Annotated in this window: 14 protein-coding genes; 4 read left to right on the top strand and 10 right to left on the bottom strand. The window is 72.5% G+C overall.

The window, feature by feature from the left end; all coding sequences use genetic code 11:
- From ACFWY9_RS25485 to ACFWY9_RS25500, 4 genes are all read right to left on the bottom strand, one after another.
- A partial coding sequence (locus ACFWY9_RS25485; protein ID WP_378340102.1) for an MFS transporter occupies positions 1–1,436 on the bottom strand: 1,436 nt, incomplete at its 3' end.
- Positions 1,433–3,067 (bottom strand): flavin-containing monooxygenase, encoded by a 1,635-nt coding sequence (locus tag ACFWY9_RS25490; protein ID WP_378324788.1) that lies wholly within the window; start codon positions 3,065–3,067, stop codon positions 1,433–1,435. The genes ACFWY9_RS25490 and ACFWY9_RS25485, both read right to left, overlap by 4 nt.
- 108 nt (positions 3,068–3,175) lie before the next feature.
- Entirely contained in the window at positions 3,176–4,198 is a 1,023-nt protein-coding gene (locus tag ACFWY9_RS25495) for a glucosyl-3-phosphoglycerate synthase (RefSeq protein ID WP_378324787.1), read from the bottom strand.
- Positions 4,199–4,381: 183 nt separating this feature from the next.
- Positions 4,382–7,420 (bottom strand): BTAD domain-containing putative transcriptional regulator, encoded by a 3,039-nt coding sequence (locus tag ACFWY9_RS25500; protein WP_378324962.1) that lies wholly within the window; start codon positions 7,418–7,420, stop codon positions 4,382–4,384.
- Between the two features lie 274 nt (positions 7,421–7,694).
- On the opposite strand from ACFWY9_RS25500, the gene ACFWY9_RS25505 reads away from it, so the two are divergent.
- Positions 7,695–8,027 carry a helix-turn-helix domain-containing protein gene (locus tag ACFWY9_RS25505; protein WP_378340103.1) on the top strand — a complete coding sequence of 111 codons (333 nt, stop codon included), beginning with the start codon at positions 7,695–7,697 and terminating at the stop codon, positions 8,025–8,027.
- On the opposite strand, the gene ACFWY9_RS25510 is transcribed toward ACFWY9_RS25505, so the two are convergent.
- Both ACFWY9_RS25510 and ACFWY9_RS25515 read right to left on the bottom strand, forming a co-directional pair.
- Complete coding sequence (locus ACFWY9_RS25510; RefSeq protein ID WP_378324785.1) at positions 7,951–8,691, bottom strand: ABC transporter ATP-binding protein; 741 nt, start codon at positions 8,689–8,691, stop codon at positions 7,951–7,953. The genes ACFWY9_RS25505 and ACFWY9_RS25510 overlap by 77 nt on opposite strands.
- A 29-nt stretch (positions 8,692–8,720) precedes the next feature.
- Positions 8,721–9,800, bottom strand: coding sequence for an ABC transporter permease (locus tag ACFWY9_RS25515; protein ID WP_378324961.1), 1,080 nt, complete (start codon positions 9,798–9,800; stop codon positions 8,721–8,723).
- A 184-nt stretch (positions 9,801–9,984) separates the two neighbouring features.
- On the opposite strand from ACFWY9_RS25515, the gene ACFWY9_RS25520 reads away from it, so the two are divergent.
- Positions 9,985–11,187, top strand: a complete 1,203-nt coding sequence (locus ACFWY9_RS25520; RefSeq protein WP_378324784.1) for a sensor histidine kinase — start codon at positions 9,985–9,987, stop codon at positions 11,185–11,187.
- Complete coding sequence (locus ACFWY9_RS25525) at positions 11,184–11,816, top strand: response regulator (protein ID WP_378324783.1); 633 nt, start codon at positions 11,184–11,186, stop codon at positions 11,814–11,816. Before ACFWY9_RS25520 ends, ACFWY9_RS25525 begins: the two co-directional genes overlap by 4 nt.
- A gap of 11 nt (positions 11,817–11,827) precedes the next feature.
- On the opposite strand, the gene whiA is transcribed toward ACFWY9_RS25525, so the two are convergent.
- From whiA to uvrC, 4 genes are read right to left on the bottom strand one after another with little or no spacing between them, the layout of a single operon-like run.
- Positions 11,828–12,817, bottom strand: coding sequence for a DNA-binding protein WhiA (whiA, locus tag ACFWY9_RS25530; protein WP_378324782.1), 990 nt, complete (start codon positions 12,815–12,817; stop codon positions 11,828–11,830).
- Entirely contained in the window at positions 12,808–13,824 is a 1,017-nt protein-coding gene (gene yvcK, locus ACFWY9_RS25535; RefSeq protein ID WP_378324781.1) for a uridine diphosphate-N-acetylglucosamine-binding protein YvcK, read from the bottom strand. Before yvcK ends, whiA begins: the two co-directional genes overlap by 10 nt.
- Entirely contained in the window at positions 13,811–14,668 is an 858-nt protein-coding gene (gene rapZ / locus ACFWY9_RS25540) for an RNase adapter RapZ (protein WP_378324960.1), read from the bottom strand. The genes yvcK and rapZ overlap by 14 nt, the downstream gene beginning before the upstream one ends.
- Positions 14,669–14,720: 52 nt before the next feature.
- Complete coding sequence (gene uvrC, locus ACFWY9_RS25545) at positions 14,721–16,700, bottom strand: excinuclease ABC subunit UvrC (protein ID WP_378324780.1); 1,980 nt, start codon at positions 16,698–16,700, stop codon at positions 14,721–14,723.
- A gap of 197 nt (positions 16,701–16,897) precedes the next feature.
- On the opposite strand from uvrC, the gene ACFWY9_RS25550 reads away from it, so the two are divergent.
- Positions 16,898–17,623, top strand: a complete 726-nt coding sequence (locus ACFWY9_RS25550; RefSeq protein ID WP_378324779.1) for a S1 family peptidase — start codon at positions 16,898–16,900, stop codon at positions 17,621–17,623.
- The last annotated feature ends 60 nt before the right edge of the window (positions 17,624–17,683 follow it).

Genomic DNA, 17,683 nt, shown 5'->3' on the forward strand with positions numbered 1-17,683 from the left:
GGCGCCCTCTCACCCCGCGCCGCCCGCCCGCGCGGGGCGCCCCCCCCCGCGCCCGCGCGGCCCCCCCCCGCCCCCCCCGCCCCCCCCCCCCCCCCGGGGCCGACGGCGAGCTGGACCGCCAGCACCACACCGAACGCCGCCGCGTAACTCTGTCCACTTTGGATGGAGCCGAACAGCGTCCCGAGCGCCGCGACACCGATCGCCATCGCACCCTGTTGCGTGGTCACCAAGATGCCGCCACCGACACTCGCGTAGGCGGTGGGGACCGCGCCGAGCACCTCGATGTTCGCGGCGCCCACCACCAGTGCCTGGCCAAGGCCGATCAGCACGAGGCCCGGCAACGCGCTCCACACGGTGCCGCCGAACCAGCCCAGCGGCAACGCGGCCAAGAGCCAGACCACGCCGAGCCCCTGCACCAGCGCGCCGTACGGCGTCACCCGCGCACCCCACCGGGTACGCAACGCCGGTATCGCGAACGAGCCGAGCAGGAACGCCAGCGACATCGGGGCCACGGCGAGTCCGGCGGCCAACGGGTCCAGGCCGATTCCGTGTTGCAGCGTCAACGGCAGCGCGAAGAGGAATCCTGCCCAGGCGGCCAGAAACGGCGCGAGCAGCAGCAATCCCCCGCGCACCTTCGGTTCGGTGAGCACCGACGGCGGCAGCAGCGGCACCGCGCCGGAGTCGACGACTCGTTTTTCCGTACGCCACAACGCGATCGCCACCACCGGGGCGAGGAACGGCAACGCGAGCGTCCACCACGGCCAGCCCAGCAACGGGCCTCGGTTGAGGGGCACGAGCACCGCCAGCACCAGCACGCCGAGCAGCGCGGTGCCGCGCAGGTCGACGCCCGCCGGGTGCTCGGACCTGCTGTCGGGCACCACGAACACGGCCAGCACGGCGGCGATCAGGCCGAGCGGCAGGTTGACCAGGAACAGCAGACGCCAGGAGGTGCCCCACAGATCGGCCTTCAGCAGGACCCCGCCGAGCACCAGCCCGAGAATCGCGGCCAGCCCGCTGACCGCCGCGTACCGGCTCATCGCCTTCGCTCGCCGTTCCGGCGCGACGGCGGCTTGGATGGTGCCGAGGACCTGCGGCGGGATCAGCGCGGCCGTCGCGCCTTGCACGATTCTGGCGGCCACCAGCCACTCCGCGCCGGTCGCGAGCGCGCACAGCAGGGAGGCGAGGACGAAGCCGAGCAGCCCGATCACGAGTACGCGACGTCGGCCATACGCGTCCCCGAGCCTGCCGCCGAGCACGAGCAGCAGGGTGAACGCGATGCCGTATCCGGCGACGACGAGTTCGAGATCGGCGTTCGGCGCGCCCAGTTCCCCGGCGATCGTGGGCAACGCGACGTTGACGATGAACGAGTCCATCATCGGCAGGAGCGTGGCCAGCAGGACGACGCCGAGCCCGAAACCGGACAGCGGGCGGCTCACGGCGCCACCGGTTCGTCCACATGCGACAGCCGGAAGCCCCGATAGCCGTCCAGTGCCACGGCGTCGCAGATGCGCCGGTACTGGTCGAGACCGCCGGCGTAGGGCATGAACACCCGCGCCTTGCCCTCGATGTTCGCGCCGAGGTAATAGGAATCGGCATGGTGGTACAACGTCCGGCTCGCGGCTTCGGCGACCCGCACCGCCCACTCGTCCTGCGCGGATTGTTCGGCTTCCGCCGTGCGTATACCCGCCGAACGTAGCTGTACCAGCAGTTCCCGGATCCAGGCGACGTGGTGCTCGATCGCCCGGAGCATGTTCGACAGATTCATGGTGCTGCCGGGGCCGGTGATCGTGAACAGGTTCGGGAACCCGGACACGGCGAGCCCGAGGTAGGTCCCCGGCCCGTCCGCCCACCGGTCCGGCAGCCGGGCGCCGTCCCGGCCGGTGATGTCCATCCTGGCCAGCGCCCCGGTGAACGCGTCGTAGCCGGTGGCGAAGACGAGCACGTCCAGCGGGTAGCTCTCCTTCGTGGTGCGAACGCCGTCCTCGGTGATCTCCTCGATCGGTTCGGCGCGCAGGTCCACCAGCCGGACGTGCTCCCGGTTGAACGTCTCGTAGTAGCCGTCGTCGACGCAGAGCCGTTTCGTGCCGATCGGATGGCCTCGGGGGACGAGCAGCTCCGCGGTCCCGGGGTCGGTCACGGTCTTCCTGATCTTGTCCCGGAAGAAATCCGCCAGCAGCGCGTTCGCCGCGAGATCGCGGCCGGTGTCGGTGAACGTCGCGACGATCCCCGTCCCGCCGTCGGCCCATCGGCGTTCCAGCGCGGTTCGCCGCTCGGCGGGTTCAGTGTCCAGAATGGACTTTCCGGTGCCCGCCACCACGTGCCCGAACCGGGTCGTGCTCGCCAGTGCGACGCGCTCATCGTACTTCTCCGCCTCCCCCGCCAGCTGGGCCTCGGTGAGCGGACGGTTCCGCGCGGGCACGCTGAAGTTCGCGGTCCGCTGGAACACCACGACTCCGGCGGCCTCCTCGGCGATCCGCGGGATCACCTGGATGCCCGACGACCCGGTGCCGAGCACGCCGACCCGCTTGCCCGCGAAGTTCACGGGTTCGTGCGGCCATCGCCCGGTGTGGAAGCGTTCGCCGCGGAACCGTTGTATCCCGGGGATGTCCGGGATCTGCGCGGCGGACAGGCAGCCGACGGCCGTGACGAGGAACCGGCACCGCACTTCCCCGCCATGTTCGGTGCGCACCAGCCAGGTCGAAGACGGCTCGTCGAAGGTGGCCGCGACGACCCGCGTGCCGAAGGTGACGAACGGGTACAACCCCGCCCGCTCGGCGAAGTGTTCGGCGTAGCGCAGGATTTCCGGCTGACCGGCGAACCGCTCGGACCACGTCCACTCCCGGTGCAGCTCGCGGTCGTGGAGATAGCAGTAGTCGAGGCTCTCGATGTCGCACCGCGCGCCGGGATACCGGTTCCAGTACCAGGTTCCGCCGACCCCGCCGCCGGTTTCGAAGGCGTGGCAGGTGAATCCGCTCTTCCGCAGCTCCGCGAGCAGGTGCAGGCCGGCGAACCCGGCCCCGATCACGAGGACGTCGTAGTCGGTCCGCGCGCCCCAGCCGTCGCCCAAGGGGATCCCTCTCCTCCGGGCGTCACCGCCGGGGCACGCCGCGTGTCTCCTCGCTCTCGCAAGATCACCCTACCGGCAAAACGGACTTTACGTACAGATCAGGCGGTGTTACGCAACACGTTCTCCCCACCGGATCGACGCCGGAAGGCTCGCCAGCGGAGGCCGCTGCGCGCAGGGGAGGTCGGTGAGCACCAGCTCGCGCTCGACACCCTCGCCCGAGGAACCGCGCTGGAACTGGGCGAGCAGCGTCGACGGCGGACGTGCCGCGATCAGCCGGTCGTAGCGCTCGAGCCGGTCCATCAGCGTGTGCATGATCTGCGCGGCCATCCGGCCAAGCGCCTGGACGCTCTGATGGCGGTGCACCCGGTGGCCGAGGTCGACCTGGGCGAGCGCGTCGAGCCCGCGCAGCTCCAGCAGATCGATCAGGTGCCCGATCTCTACGCCGTAGTCGGCGACGAACGGGATGCTCTCCAGCACCTCGCGGCGTCCGGCGTACTCACCGGCGAGCGGCTGCACGAACCCGGCCAGCTCGGGCCAGAACATGTTGAGCAGCGGCCGCGCGACCAGCTCGGTCACCCGGCCGCCGCCGTCGGCGTCGGTGCCCGCCGCGCCGATCAGCGGGCGGTGGTAGAAACCCTTGACGTAGGCCACCGACGGATCGGTCAGCAGCGGGCCGAGCAGCCCGGTGACGTAGCCGGTGGTGAACTCGCGGAGATCGCCGTCGACGAAGACGACGAGATCACCGCTCGTGGCCGCGACCCCCTTCCACAGCGCCTCACCCTTACCGTCCAAACCGGACAGTGCGGGCAGCACGGCGTCCTGCGCGACGACGTCCGCGCCCGCCGCCGCGGCGACCCGGGCGGTCGCGTCGGTGGATCGGCTGTCCACCACGAGGATCTCGTCGACCAGCGGATGCCGTTCGACGAGTTCCTCACGGATGGCCGTCACGATCGCGCCGACCGTGGCCTCCTCGTCGCGCGCCGGGATGACCACCGACACCGTGGTACCCCGTTTGACCGCCACCAGTTCTTCGGCGCTCCAGTCGTCCGCCGTCGCGCTGCGCCGGGTGAGCCAGGTGCCGACCTCCGCCGAAACCCGCGGCCGCTCCCCGCCTTGCTCGCTCGTGCGCATGGGTCTCCCCTTTCCTCAGAGGCTCGTCGCCTGTGATCGAGGTTCGGGGCGCCAGGTTTCCGGCGTGCGCCCTGGCATGAAACCGCTGCGTTACGAGTCTGCTGTGGCGTTAACGGGTCCGGTCACACTTCCTCGAAAGCGTCATGATCCACACCCGATACGGTCACGGTGCGCGGGAACCCGCTAACCGGCGCGGTCCTCGCACGACGCGGCAAGCCGTCCGGCCAGTTCGTCGGCTTCCGCGACGCGGTGTTGTGCCCGGTACAGTTCCACGGCCTGGCGCCACGCGTCCCGCGCGGAGGCCTGCCTGCCCGCCGCGTCGAGGACGGTGCCGAGCTGGTCCAGCGTGCTCGCCCTGTCGTAGGTGTTGTCGATTTCCTGTTGCACGGCAAGGGCTTCCCGGTACCGGGCGATCGCGTCGGCGTACCGGCCCGCGTGCTGGGCGAGGTAGCCGAGGCTGTCCAGCGCGTTCGCCTCGCCCTGCCGGTCGGCGTGCTCGCGGTGCAGCGCGAGCGCGCGCTCGCAGTGGGCATGGGCCTGGCCGTGGTTGCCCAGCCGGACGTGACACCGGCCGACGAGGTTGTGCGCGTTGGCCGCGCCGACCGGATCGTCGAGCGTGCCGAACAACCGCAGCGATTCGGCGGCGTGCGTGAGCGCGAGCTCGTCCGAACCGTTCTGCGCCAGCGCCAGCGCGAGAAACCGATGCGTGTTACCGAGATTGGCGACGTCGCCGGTCCGCTCGGTGGCGGCGACGGCTTGCCGCAGATGCTCGATGCCGTCCGCGCGGCCGCCGAGCCGGGCATGCGCGTGCCCGAGCCGCCGATGCGCCCAGGCCAGCGCCGTGGGGGTGCCGAGCCGCCGCGCGGCACCGAGTCCGTCCTGCCAGACGCGGAGATTGTCGGCCAGGTGGCCACGCCGGTAGTGGAAGGTGTCCAGCGACCACGCCAGGCGCCACGTCTGTTCGTCCCAGCCCGCTTCCGCGGCGAACCGGTGCGCGGCGAGCAGGCAGTGGTGCTCGGCGTCGAACCAGGCGAGCGCCTCGGACTCATCCGCGAGCGGCTGTGGCCGGACGTCCTCGGCCGGTGTCCCGGGCTCGATCGGCGGCCGATGCGGTTCGAGCAGCCGCTCGCCCGTGTAGGCGGTGTGCAGGAAGAAATCGACCAGACGGCGCAACGCCACGGCACGTACGGGTTCGCCGAGACTCCGACGGGCTTCTTCGGCGGCGTAGAGCCGCACGAGATCGTGCATCCGATAGCGGAGCGGTACCGGCTGGGCCACCAGATGCGCCGCCTCCAGCTCCCGCAGCAGCGTCCGCACCCTGGCGACCGGCAACCCGGCCAGCGCGGCCGCGGCCGTCAGGCCGATGTCCGGCCCCGGTGCCAGGCCGAGCAGCCCGAACAGGGTCGCCGCTTCGCTGTCCAGCGCGCGATAGGACGAGGTGAACACCGCCCGCAGGTTCGCCGACACCTCGCCCGCGTCCAGCGCGTCGAGCCGGCCCGCGGTGTCCCGGAGTTCCTCGGCCAGCACCCGCAGCGGCAGCCCTGGCTGGGTCGCCACCCTGGCCGCGACGATCCCCACCGCGAGCGGCAGGCCACCGCACAGCGCGAGCAGATCGGCGACCGCGTCCGGTTCGGCCGCCACCCGCGTGGCGCCGAGATGCCGGGTCAGCAGTTCCCCGGCCTCCTGCCCGGTCCACACGTCGAGGGTGAGCAGCAGCGCGCCGTGCGTGGCCACCAGCCCGCCGAGCCGGTGGCGGCTGGTGACCACCACCGTGCAGTCGGGACTCCCCGGCAGCAACGCGGTGACCTGGGCGGCGTCGCGGGCGTTGTCGAGCACGACCAGCATGCGGCGACCGGCGACGAGGCTGCGATACAAGGCGAACCGGGCCCCCTCGTCCGCCGGGATCGCGCCCGGCGCGACCCGCAGCGCGTCCAGGAACCCGCGGACGGCCACCGCCGGGGACACCGGCTCGGCCGTGGGATCGAATCCGCGCAGGTTGACGTACAGCTGACCGTCCGGGAACCGGTGCGCGTTCCGGTGGGCCCAGTGCAGCGCCAGCCAGGTCTTGCCGATCCCGCCGATGCCGCCGAGCGCCGAGATCACCATGGTGCTGCGGAGATCCGCACCGGCGTCGAGCGCCTCGCCCAGCCGCGCCAGCTCCCGTGCGCGACCGGTGAACAACCGCGGCGGGGCGGGCAGCTGCCGGGGCACGGGCCGCTCGCCCGGCGACGTCTCCCGCTCGGGCAGCTCCTGGGCGAGCACCCGGCGGTGTGCCTCGCGGAGTTCGGCACCCGGATCGACGCCGAGTTCGCCTGCCAGCCGGGCGCGGGTGCTGTCGAACCGCCGCAACGCCTCGGCCTGCTGCCCGGCACCGGCCAGCGCGAGCATCAGCCGGGCGGCCAGTCCTTCGTGCAGGGGTTCCTCGTCCGCGAGTGCCCGCAGGCGGGAGACCGCTTGCCCGGGCTCCCCCAGCTCCCGCGCGGTGTCCGCGTAGCCGAGCGTGGCCTCGGTCCGGCGCCGCAGCACCGCGACCGCGACCGGGTGCGCCAGGATCCGGCTGTCCACATTGGACAAGAAGGGGCCGCGCCAGAGCCCGAGCGCGGCCGAATACGCCGCGAGTGCCTGCCGGAATTCCCCTTCGGCACGGCATCGGCCCGCCTCGCCGATCAGCTCGTCGAAGCGCAGCAGATCCAGTTGCCCTCCGGTCACCCGCAACCGGTAACCGCCCCTGACCGCGACGATGAGCTGTGCCGCGCCGCTGCCCCGGCCCGGTTCGAGAATCCGCCGCAGCCGGGCGACGTAGGTGTGCAGCAGGTTCGCGGCGGACTTCGGCGGGTCCTCGCCCCACAGCAGCTCGGCGATTTCGTCCGTGCCGACCGCCCGATCGGGCTGCACCGCCAGCAAGGCGAGGAGCGTGCGTTGCTTGAGCGCGCCGATCTCGACCGGATTCCCGTTGTGCCACAAGCCGAGCGGGCCCAGTACCGAGATCAGCGGCCCGCGGCGGGCCCCGGCCACGCGGACGCGCTCCGGTGGTTCCAGCCCTGCCGCTTCGGCCAGCCGCCGGAGGGATTCGCCCCGTGGCCTGCCACCCGTGCCCCGTTCGACGCCGCGCACCGTGCGTTCGCTCACGCCCGCTCGCTCGGCGAGTTCCCGCTGGCTCAGCCCGGCCCGCACCCGCGCGGTACGGAGCCGCTCCCCGAACGGCTCCGCCGCCTGGCGCATGATCACCCATCCCCTCCGCGGTCCCCGACGCGCCACCCGTCGCGGCCGGGCGAGTCCGTTTCCATCCTGCCCGAGCCGTCCGGCGGCGAAAAGCCGCCCGCCCGTTCACGGTGCCGCGCGGGTTTTGCCGATTCTGCCGGTCCGCGCCGGAGCACGACCGGCGATTCACAACGTTCGCGCTGGTCATGGCCTCGGACGTCCGCCGATCCGGACGCGGACGCGGCCCGGTTCCGGTACAGGAATACGTCGGCACCACCCGGCTACCGTGGTTCCGGTGATCATTTCAGCCGCGAGGAGGACAGCCATCCTGGCCACGAACCGGGCAGCGGGCAGGGACCTCGGCTCGCTCAGCGCGCTCCTCGGCGTGACCAGGGCGCGGGTGCTGGAGGCCACCGAGGCCGGGTGCACCACCACCGAGTTGAGCAGGCGGGTGGGCGTCTCGGCCGCCTCGGCGAGCTACCACGCCTCGATCCTGCGTGCGGCGGGCCTCATCGCGACCCGCCGCACCGGTATCGCGGTACGGCACGAGATCACCGTGCTGGGCGCGCACCTGCTGACCGGCCGGCGGGGGGGCGGCCGGTCAGCGGGCTGCGGGCCGGAGCGGTGAGGGCGAGCCTGCCGTCGCGGATCTCGACGATCCGATCCACGCCGTCCAGATGCGCGGTGTCGTGGGTGACCAGCACGGTGGCGACGTCCTGGCGGCGCGTGAACCCGAGCACCAGGTCGATGATCGCCGCGCCGCGCTCGTGATCCAGCGCGCTGGTCGGCTCGTCCACCAGGAGTACCGCCGGGTCGTTCATCAGGGCACGGGCGATGGCGACCCGCTGCCGCTGGCCGCCGGAGAGCTGGTGCGGACGACGAGCACCGTGGCCGGCGAGCCCGACCGCGTCGAGCAGTTCGCGAGCACGGTGGCGAACGGTGCGCGGTGACCTGCCGTCGAGGTGTGCCATCACTTCCAGCTGTTCGACGGCGGTCAGCGAACCGAGCAGGTTGGGCTGCTGGAAGACGATGCCGATCTTTTCGCGGCGCAGCGTGGTCTTCGCCGCACGGCTCATGCCGGTGACGGTGGTGCCGTCGACGACGACCTCTCCGGAGTCGGGGGTGACCAGCGCGGCGGCCACCGCGAGCAAGCTGGACTTCCCCGAGCCGGACGGCCCCACCAGCGCGGTCGCGGTGCCCGCCGGCACGTCCAGCTCGGCGTGGTCGACCGCGGTCAGCCGGTGGTCACCGTCGCGGTAGGTCAGGACGACGTCGTTCAGCCGCAGGCTCATCGGTACTTCTCCCTGGTGTCCGGGTGGATTCAGTGCGTGGACAGCGCGGTCAGCGGGTCGACCGAGGCGATACGGCGGACGGACAGCGCCGCCCCCAGCACGCCGAGCGCGATCATCACCAGCGCCGGCAGCAGCATCGTGCTCACGTCGAGCACGAACGGGACCGTGCCCGCCGCGGCCGCGCCGATCCCGGCGGCGGCGCCGGTGCCGATCGCGGTGCCGGTCACGAGCAGCACCACCGCCTGCCCGAGCGCGTCACGCAGCAGGTAGCCGGTCGTGGCGCCCAGCGCCTTGAGCACGGCGATGTCCCCGGCCCGCTGGATCGTCCAGACGGTGAAGAACGCGCCGATGACCAGCGCCGAGATCGCGAACAGGAAGCCACGCATCAGTTGCAGCGAACCGTTTTCCGAGGTGTAGGAGCCGATGGCCGAGCGCGCGTCGTCGCGGGTGACGGTGGTGGTGCCCAGCCGGGTGTCGGCGGCGGCCAGGTCGGCGCCGCCGGTGGTGCGCAAGGCGATCACCGTGGCGCGCTCGCCCGCCCCGCCGCCCGGCGTGAGCCGCTGCCAGTCGGCCAGGCTGGTCCAGACGACCGGAGTGTGGCTGTAGGAAGCGTCCCCGGCGACCGCGGTGACCCGCACCGGGGCGCCCGCGAGCAGCACGGTCTGACCCGCCTTGGTGGACAGCGCGTCGGCGGCCCCGGTGGACAGCACCACCTCCCCCTGGCCGACACGCCCGGCGGCCGGGGCGAGGCCCGAGCCGGGTGCCACCCCGAAGGCCGACACCACCCCGGTGTCCCCCGAGGACGTCGTGGCCTTGGTGGTGGTGATGCCGAGCGCCTCGGCGGCGGTGACCCCGGGCACCCGCGCCCACCCCGCCTGCTGTGCCCGGTCCACAGTGGACTCGGTGAACGACGGCGGCTGCCCGTGCGAGGACGCGGCGAACGCCAGGTGGTCGGCGGGCAGGCCGGTGACGGCCGAGGTACTCGCCTTCCCCAGTCCGGCGGTGAGGCCGGACAGCAGGCCGACCAGCAGGGTCATCAGCACGACGACGGTCCCCATGAGGGCGAAGCGCCCCTTGGCGAACCGCAGGTCTCTCCAGGCGACGAACACGGCGAACGTCGGCTCCTTCCGGTGCATCCGGCCGGGGACTTCTCCCGGCACACGGCCGACTCTTCTCCTGGACCGGCCGCCGGTCATCGCACCGGGGAACGCTTCGGCGGTATCGAACCGCGGAGGCCGGAATCAACCTTTCGATCGATGCCCCGCCCGCCACGCGCCGTAGTCTGGGCAGGTCATGGAACCGCACGCGCTGACCCGGCCGCTGCGGGTGCTGCGCGTCTGCCTGCACCTGCTGATGGCCGGGCTGCTGACGCTGGCCGCGGTCCGCGCGGTGGCGGGCGGCCAGCCTCGTACCGCATGGATCGTCGTGGCGGCGGTCGTGATGGCGGGCGTGTACGTCACCGGGCCGCTGCTGCCCCGGGTGAGCCGTTCGGGACCGGCCGCCGCGGTGTGGCTGGCCGCGCTCGCCGCGGTGTGGCTGGGGCTGCTGTGGCTCACCCCGGACGGGGTGTGGCTGGCGTTCCCGCTGTTCTTCCTGCAGCTGCACCTGCTGCCAGGGCGGTGGGGACCGCCCGTCGTGGTCGTCACGACCGTGCTCGCGATCGCCGGGTTCGCCTGGCACCAGCGCGCGTTCACCGTCGCCGCGGTGATCGGACCGGCGCTGGGCGCGGCGGTCGCGGTGGCCACGGTCCTCGGTTACCAGGCGCTGTACCGCGAAAGCGAGCAGCGGCGCAGGTGGATCGAGGAGCTGAGCGTGCTTCGCGGCGACCTCGCCGCCGCCGAGCGCTCGGCCGGGGTGCTCGCCGAACGGGAGCGGCTGGCACGGGAGATCCACGACACGGTCGCCCAGGGCCTGTCGAGCATCCAGCTGCTGCTGCGTGCCGCCGAGCGGGCGCTGCCCGGGCGGCCGGGCGACGCGGAACAGCACGTGCGCCGGGCCAGGACCGAGGCACAGCACAACCTCGCCGAAACCCGCCGGTTCGTGCACGCGCTCACCCCGCCGGACCTGGAGAACGGCTCCCTCACCGCCGCGCTGGAACGGCTGTGCGCCACCACCGCCGAGCACTCCGGGCTCGCGGTGCACTTCCACCTCGACGGCGAGCCCGTCCCGATCCCCACCCCGTACGAGGTGGCACTGCTGCGGATCGCGCAGTCGGCGCTGGCCAACACCGTCCGCCACGCGCGGGCGCGGCGGGCCGGGGTCACACTGTCCTATATGGACACCGGGGTGGCGCTGGACGCCGTCGACGACGGGATCGGGTTCACCCCGGAGACACTGCCCGCCACCGGCGACGACGAGGGCGGTTTCGGGCTGGCCGCGATGCGGGCGCGGGCGCACGCGCTCGGTGGCACGCTCACCGTGGAGTCGGCGCCGGGAGCGGGCACCGCGCTCGCGGTCAGCTTCGCCAACCACGATCGGCCACTGGAGGACCCGTGAGCGAGACGATCCGGTTGCTGCTGGCCGACGACCACCCCGTCGTCCGCGCCGGGCTGCGCGCGGTGCTGGACACCGAACCGGGCTTCGCCGTGGTCGCCGAGGCGGGTACCGCCGAGCGCGCGGTGGAACTGGCCGCCACGCTGGCCGTCGACGTGGTGCTGATGGACCTGCGGTTCGGCGCGGAAATGCGCGGGGCGGACGCCACCGCGGCGATCACCGCCCGGCCGGACCCGCCGCGCGTGCTGGTGCTGACCACCTACGACACCGACGCCGACATCCTCGCCGCGATCGAAGCGGGAGCCACCGGGTACCTGCTCAAGGACGCGCCGCCCGAGGAACTCGCCGCCGCGGTGCGGGCCGCGGCCGCCGGCCGCACCGCGCTCGCCCCCGAGGTGGCCCACCGGCTCATGGACCGGATGCGCGCGCCGGGCACCGCGCTGTCCCGCCGCGAGATCGAGGTTCTGCGCCTGGTCGCCGACGGGCTGTCCAACGCCGAGATCGCCGCCGAGCTGTTCCTCACCCAGGCCACGGTGAAGTCCCACCTCGTCCACATCTACGCCAAGCTCGACGTCGACTCCCGCACCGCCGCCGTCGCCACCGCGCACCAGCGGGGCCTCATCCGCCGGTGACCCGCGGGCCGCTACGCCTCTTCTTCGAGCATCTCCGGGGTCACCGCGGACTCGGTGTCCGGGATGCCGAGGTCCTTGGCGCGTTTGTCGGCCATCGCGAGCAGCCGCCGGATCCGGCCCGCCACCGCGTCCTTCGTCATCTGCGGGTCCGACAGCTGGCCGAGTTCCTCCAGTGACGCCTGCCGGTTGGACAGCCGGAGCTTGCCCGCGGCGAGCAGGTGATCGGGCGCGGTGTCGCCGAGGATCTCCAGCGCGCGCTCCACCCTGGCGGCCGCGGCGACGGCGGCCCGCGCCGAACGCCGCAGGTTCGCGTCGTCGAAGTTGGCGAGGCGGTTGGCCGTGGCCCGCACCTCGCGGCGCATCCGGCGTTCCTCCCACTGCAGCACGCTGGTGTGCGCGCCGAGGCGGGTCAGCAGCGCGCCGATCGCGTCCCCGTCGCGGACCACGACCCGGTCCGCGCCGCGGACCTCGCGGGACTTCGCCTGGATGCCCATCCGGCGCGCGGCACCGACGAGCGCGAGCGCGGCCTCCGGGCCGGGACAGGTGACCTCCAGCGACGACGAGCGGCCGGGTTCGGTCAGCGAGCCGTGGGCGAGGAAGGCACCCCGCCACGCCGCTTCCGCGTCGGCCACTCCCCCGGACACCACCGCGGCGGGCAGCCCGCGCACCGGGCGCCCGCGCTGGTCGATCAGGCCGGTCTGCCTGGCCAGTCCCTCGCCGTCCTTCACCACGCGCACGACGTACCGCGTCCCCTTGCGCAGTCCGCCGCTCGCGGTGATCACGTGCACGTCCGAATGGTGCCCGTAGAGCTCGTGGATCTCCTTGCGCAGCCGGCGCGCGACCGAGCCGGTGTCCAGCTCGGCCTCCACCACGACCCGGCCCGCCACGATGTGCAGCCCGCCCGCGAAACGCAGCAACGACGCGACCTCGGCCCGGCGTGGCCCGATCTTCGTGATCTCCAGCCGGCTCAGTTCGTCCTTCACCGCGGCGGTCATCGCCATTGCTGCCCCTCCCTGTCTGCCACTCCGCCCCCGCCGCTCCGGCCCGTTTCGAGACCGAGAGCCTCCCGCATGCAGTGCGCGAGCGCATCCGGATCATGCCGTCCCGGCACTTCCCGGTCTGCCACGGCCCCCAGAAGCGCCACCCCGCCCAGCCGTTCCGCCGCCTTGCGGAGTCTGGGCGGGTCGGGGACGGAATCGCGGTCCGCGATCACCGCGTCGACCCGCAGCCGGGGCGCGTGGTCGAACAGCACATCCAGATGCCGTTCCGGGGAGAATCCGGCGGTTTCACCCGGCTGGGGGACAAGATTCAGGACGACCACCTTGGTCGCCGTGGTCCGGACCAGCGCGTCATGCAGATCCGGGACCAGCAGGTGCGGCAGCACGCTGGTGAACCACGAACCGGGACCGAGGAAGACGACGTCGGCGCCGAGCACCGCGTCGATCGCTTCCGCGCAGCCCTGCGGCGGGCGTTCGGCCTGCCCGCTCGGGTGCAGGCTGATGCGCCGCACCTGCCCCGGTGTCGTCGCCACCGCCACCTGGCCGCGGATACGGCGCAGCGCGGTGGCGTCCTCGCTGTCCAAGCCGCTGACCTCGGCCTCGATCTCCAGTGGTTCCGGGGACATCGGCAGGACCCTGCCGGACACCCCGATGAGCCTGCCCGCCTCGTCGAGCGCGGCTACCGGATCGCCGAGCACCTCGAACAGCCCTGCCAGCAGCAGGTTGCCGACGGCATGCCCGGCGAGCGCGCCGTCCCCGCCGAAGCGGTGCTGGAACACCTCGGCCCACAGGGCGCCGCCGTCCTCGGCGGCGAACGCGGCGAAGGCCTGGCGCAGATCGCCCGGCGGCAGCAGGCCGAGCTCCCGGCGCAGCCGTCCGGACGATCCGCCGTCGTCGGCGACGGTGACCACCGCGGTGACCTCGCGCGTCACCCGCCGCAGCGCGGTGAGTGTCGCGTGCAGCCCGTGCCCGCCCCCGAGCGCGACCGCGCGTACGTTACTCGCGGCCAAGGTCGCGGTGCACCACCTTCACGGCCATACCGTCCTCATTGGACAGACGCTGGGCGAGTTCCTCGGAGATCGCGACGCTGCGGTGCTTCCCGCCGGTGCAGCCCACCGCCAGGGTCAGGTACCGCTTGCCCTCGCGCTTGTAGCCGGCACCGATGAGCCGCAGCAGCTGATGGTAGCGGTCGAGGAACTCCTCGGCGCCCTCCTGGCTGAGCACGTAGTTGCGCACCTCGTTCTCCAGCCCGGTGTGCTCGCGCAGTTCCGGGATCCAGAACGGGTTCGGCAGGAACCGCACGTCCATCACGAGATCGGCGTCCATCGGCAGACCGTACTTGTACCCGAAGGACAGCACGGTCACCCGGGTCGTCGTGCCCGCCTCGGACCCGAACGCGTCCTCGATCTTGGCCCGCAGGTCGTGCACCGACAGCGAGGAGGTGTCCAGCACGAGGTCGGCCTCCTCGCGCAACGGCGAGAGCAGCGCGCGCTCGGCGGTGATCCCGTCGTGCAACCGCCCGTCACCCTGCATCGGGTGACCGCGGCGGACCGCCTCGAACCGGCGCACCAGCACCGCGTCGGTGGCCTCCAGGAACAGGACCCGCGGCTTGTAGCCCCGCGCGTCCAGGTCCTTGATCACCGAGGCGAGGTCGTCGGTGAACGCCCGCGAGCGCACGTCCATCACCACCGCGACCTTGGTGATCGCGCCACGGGCCTGCGCGCCGAGCTCGACCATCGTGGCGATCAGCTCCGGCGGCAGGTTGTCCACTACGAACCAGCCCAGGTCCTCCAGGCATTTGGCCGCCGTGCTGCGGCCCGCCCCGGACAGCCCGGACACGACCGCGACCTCCATCCCGGACCCGCGGTTCTCCTCGTTCGCACTCACTTCGCGTTACCTTCCCCGATCATGTTCCCGGCTCCCCTCCCGACGCGGCCGCCCCGGACTCCCCGGTCAGCGCGGCCACCACCGCCTCCGCGGTGCGCCTGCCGAAGCCGGGCACCGCCTCGATCTCCTCGACCCTGGCCTGCTTGAGCTTCTTCACCGAGCCGAAGTGCTTGATCAGCGCGGTACGGCGAGCCTGCCCCAGGCCCGGCACACTGTCCAATTCGGACGTTTGCATCCGCTTGGACCGCTTCTCCCGGTGGTAGCGGATGGCGAAGCGGTGTGCCTCGTCACGGACACGCTGCATCAGGAACAGCGCGTCCGAGGTCCGCGGCAGGATAACCGGATCCGGGTCGCCCGGCAGCCAGACCTCTTCGAGCCGTTTCGCCAGCCCCACCACGGCGACGTCGTGCACCCCGAGTTCCGCCAGCACGTCCGCGGCCGCGGTGGCCTGCGGGCCCGCGCCGTCGACGACGAGCAGGTTCGGCGGGTACGCGAACTTGCGGGGCTTGCCGGTCTCCGGATCGATCCCCGGCTTCGACGGATCGGCCTCCGCCGTTGCTTCGCCGTTGGCCGTTTCCTTGAGATAGCGGGAAAAACGCCGCCGCACGACCTCTGCGATCGACGCGACGTCGCCCTCGTCGGCGGCCTCGCGCAAGGCGAAGCGGCGGTACTCGGACTTGCGCGCGACCCCGTCCTCGAACACCACCAGCGACGCCACCACGTCACTGCCCTGGATATGGCTGATGTCCACGCATTCGATGCGCAGCGGCGCCGTTTCGAGCGCAAGATAATCCTGCAGCTCGGACAACGCCGCCGAGCGCGCGGTGAGGTCGCCGGCGCGGCGCAGCTTGTGCTGGGTGAACGCCTCCGCGGCGTTGCGCTCGACGGTTTCGGCCAGCGCGCGCTTCTCCCCGCGCTGCGCGACCCGCAGCCGTACCTTGGACCCGCGCAGCCCGGAAAGCCACTCGGTGACCGCGTCGGCGTCCGCGGGCAGCTCGGGCACCAGCACCTCGCGCGGCACCGCCGAACCCGTGTCGACCTCGTCACGAGCCGCGAGATCGGCCTCCTCACCGTAGAACTGGGTGAGGAAGTGGTCGACCAGCGCCGGGACGTCCATTTCCTCGGCCTTGTCGATGACCCAGCCGCGCTGCCCGCGTACCCGGCCGCCGCGCACGTGGAAGACCTGGACCGCGGCCTCCAGCTCGTCGTGCGCGAACGCCACGACGTCGGCGTCGGTGCCGTCGCCGAGTACCACGGCCTGCTTCTCCATCGCGCGGCGCAGCGCGCCCAGGTCGTCCCGCAGCCGGGCGGCGCGCTCGAACTCCAGCTCCTCGCTGGCGGTCGCCATCTCCCGTTCGAGCCTGCGGATCATGCCCTCGGTGCGCCCGGCGAGGAAGTCGCAGAAGTCCTCGACGATCGCGCGGTGCTCGTCGGCCGACACCCGGCCGACGCACGGCGCCGAGCACTTCTCGATGTAGCCCAGCAGGCACGGCCTGCCGATCTGCCCGTGCCGCCGGAACACCCCGGCCGAGCAGGTGCGGGCCGGGAAGACCCGCAGCAGCAGGTCGAGCGTCTCGCGGATGGCCCACGCGTGCGAGTACGGCCCGAAGTAGCGGACGCCCTTCTTCCGCGCGCCGCGGTAGACGTGCAGGCGCGGGAACTCCTCGTTCATCGTCACCGCGAGCACCGGATAGCTCTTGTCGTCGCGGTAGCGGACGTTGAACCGGGGGTCGAACTCCTTGATCCAGTTGTACTCCAGCTGCAGCGCCTCGACCTCGGTGGACACCACGGTCCACTCGACGCTCGCCGCGGTGGTCACCATCTGGCGCGTGCGCGGGTGCAGCCCGGCGAGATCGGCGAAGTACGAGTTCAGCCTGCTGCGCAGGCTTTTCGCCTTGCCGACGTAGATGACCCGGCGCGTGTCGTCACGGAACTTGTACACGCCGGGTGCGTCCGGGATGCTCCCCGGCGAGGGACGGTAGGTGGACGGGTCAGCCACGCCCACCAGCCTATGGCGCACCCCCGACAGTTCTCGCGGGCCCCCGGTGCTCGGGGTTTCCCCAGGCCTACCGACGGAAGTCGGGTGATCGGAACGGTCCCGACGTTCGTGGGTACTCGGGCCGTGGTCCGGCGGTTACTTTCCGACCAGCCGAGTGATCGGCGACATCTCGGTCCCCACCGCGAAAGGAACCGCTCGTGAGCCGTATCCGCACCATCGGCGCGGCCTCCGCCGCCGCCGTCGCACTGACCCTCTCCGGTGGCGCGCTCGCCGCCGCGTCCGGAGCCCAGCCGAACATCGTCGGCGGGACCACCGCGCCGGCCGTCAGCTGGGGTGCCCAGGTCTACGTCAAGACCGCGGGCCGTCCGTTCAACGGCTTCAACTGCTCCGGGTCGGTCGTCGCCGCGAGCTGGGTCATGACCGCCGTGCACTGCCTCGACTCCGACGGCAGCGGCATGTTCGTCCGGGTCGGCAGCAACGAGCTCGGCGGCGGCACGAAGATCGAGGTGGACAAGAAGGTGAAGTCGCCCAACGGCGACATCGCGCTGCTGCACCTCGCGCAGGCCACCACCGCCAAGCCGATCGCCCTCGGCAGCGCCGACCCGGCACGCGGCACCACCAACCAGCTCTACGGCTGGGGCCGCGAGACCCCGACCGGCCCGCCCGCCCCCGCGCTGAAGACGACGAACGTGCGGGTCAGCGGGTCGTCGACGGACGCGTACGGCGGCCGCGCGATCCAGAGCGTCGGGATCAACGGCTCGGCGTGGAAGGGCGACTCCGGCGGCCCGGAGGTCTCCGACGGCAAGCAGGTCGGCGTCGCTTCGACCGTCCAGAACCAGGACGGCACGAACACCAAGGGCACCAACAACTACGCGAGCGTCGCGGCCAGCCGCTCGTGGATCAAGAGCACCGCGGGCGTCTGATCCGCCTGTCTCGGTCGAATGCCGTTAAGGCCACCTTACGGGCGTCGGACGCCCGTAAGG

This window comes from Amycolatopsis sp. NPDC059027 (assembly GCF_042739735.1).
Classification (GTDB): Bacteria; Actinomycetota; Actinomycetes; order Mycobacteriales; family Pseudonocardiaceae; genus Amycolatopsis.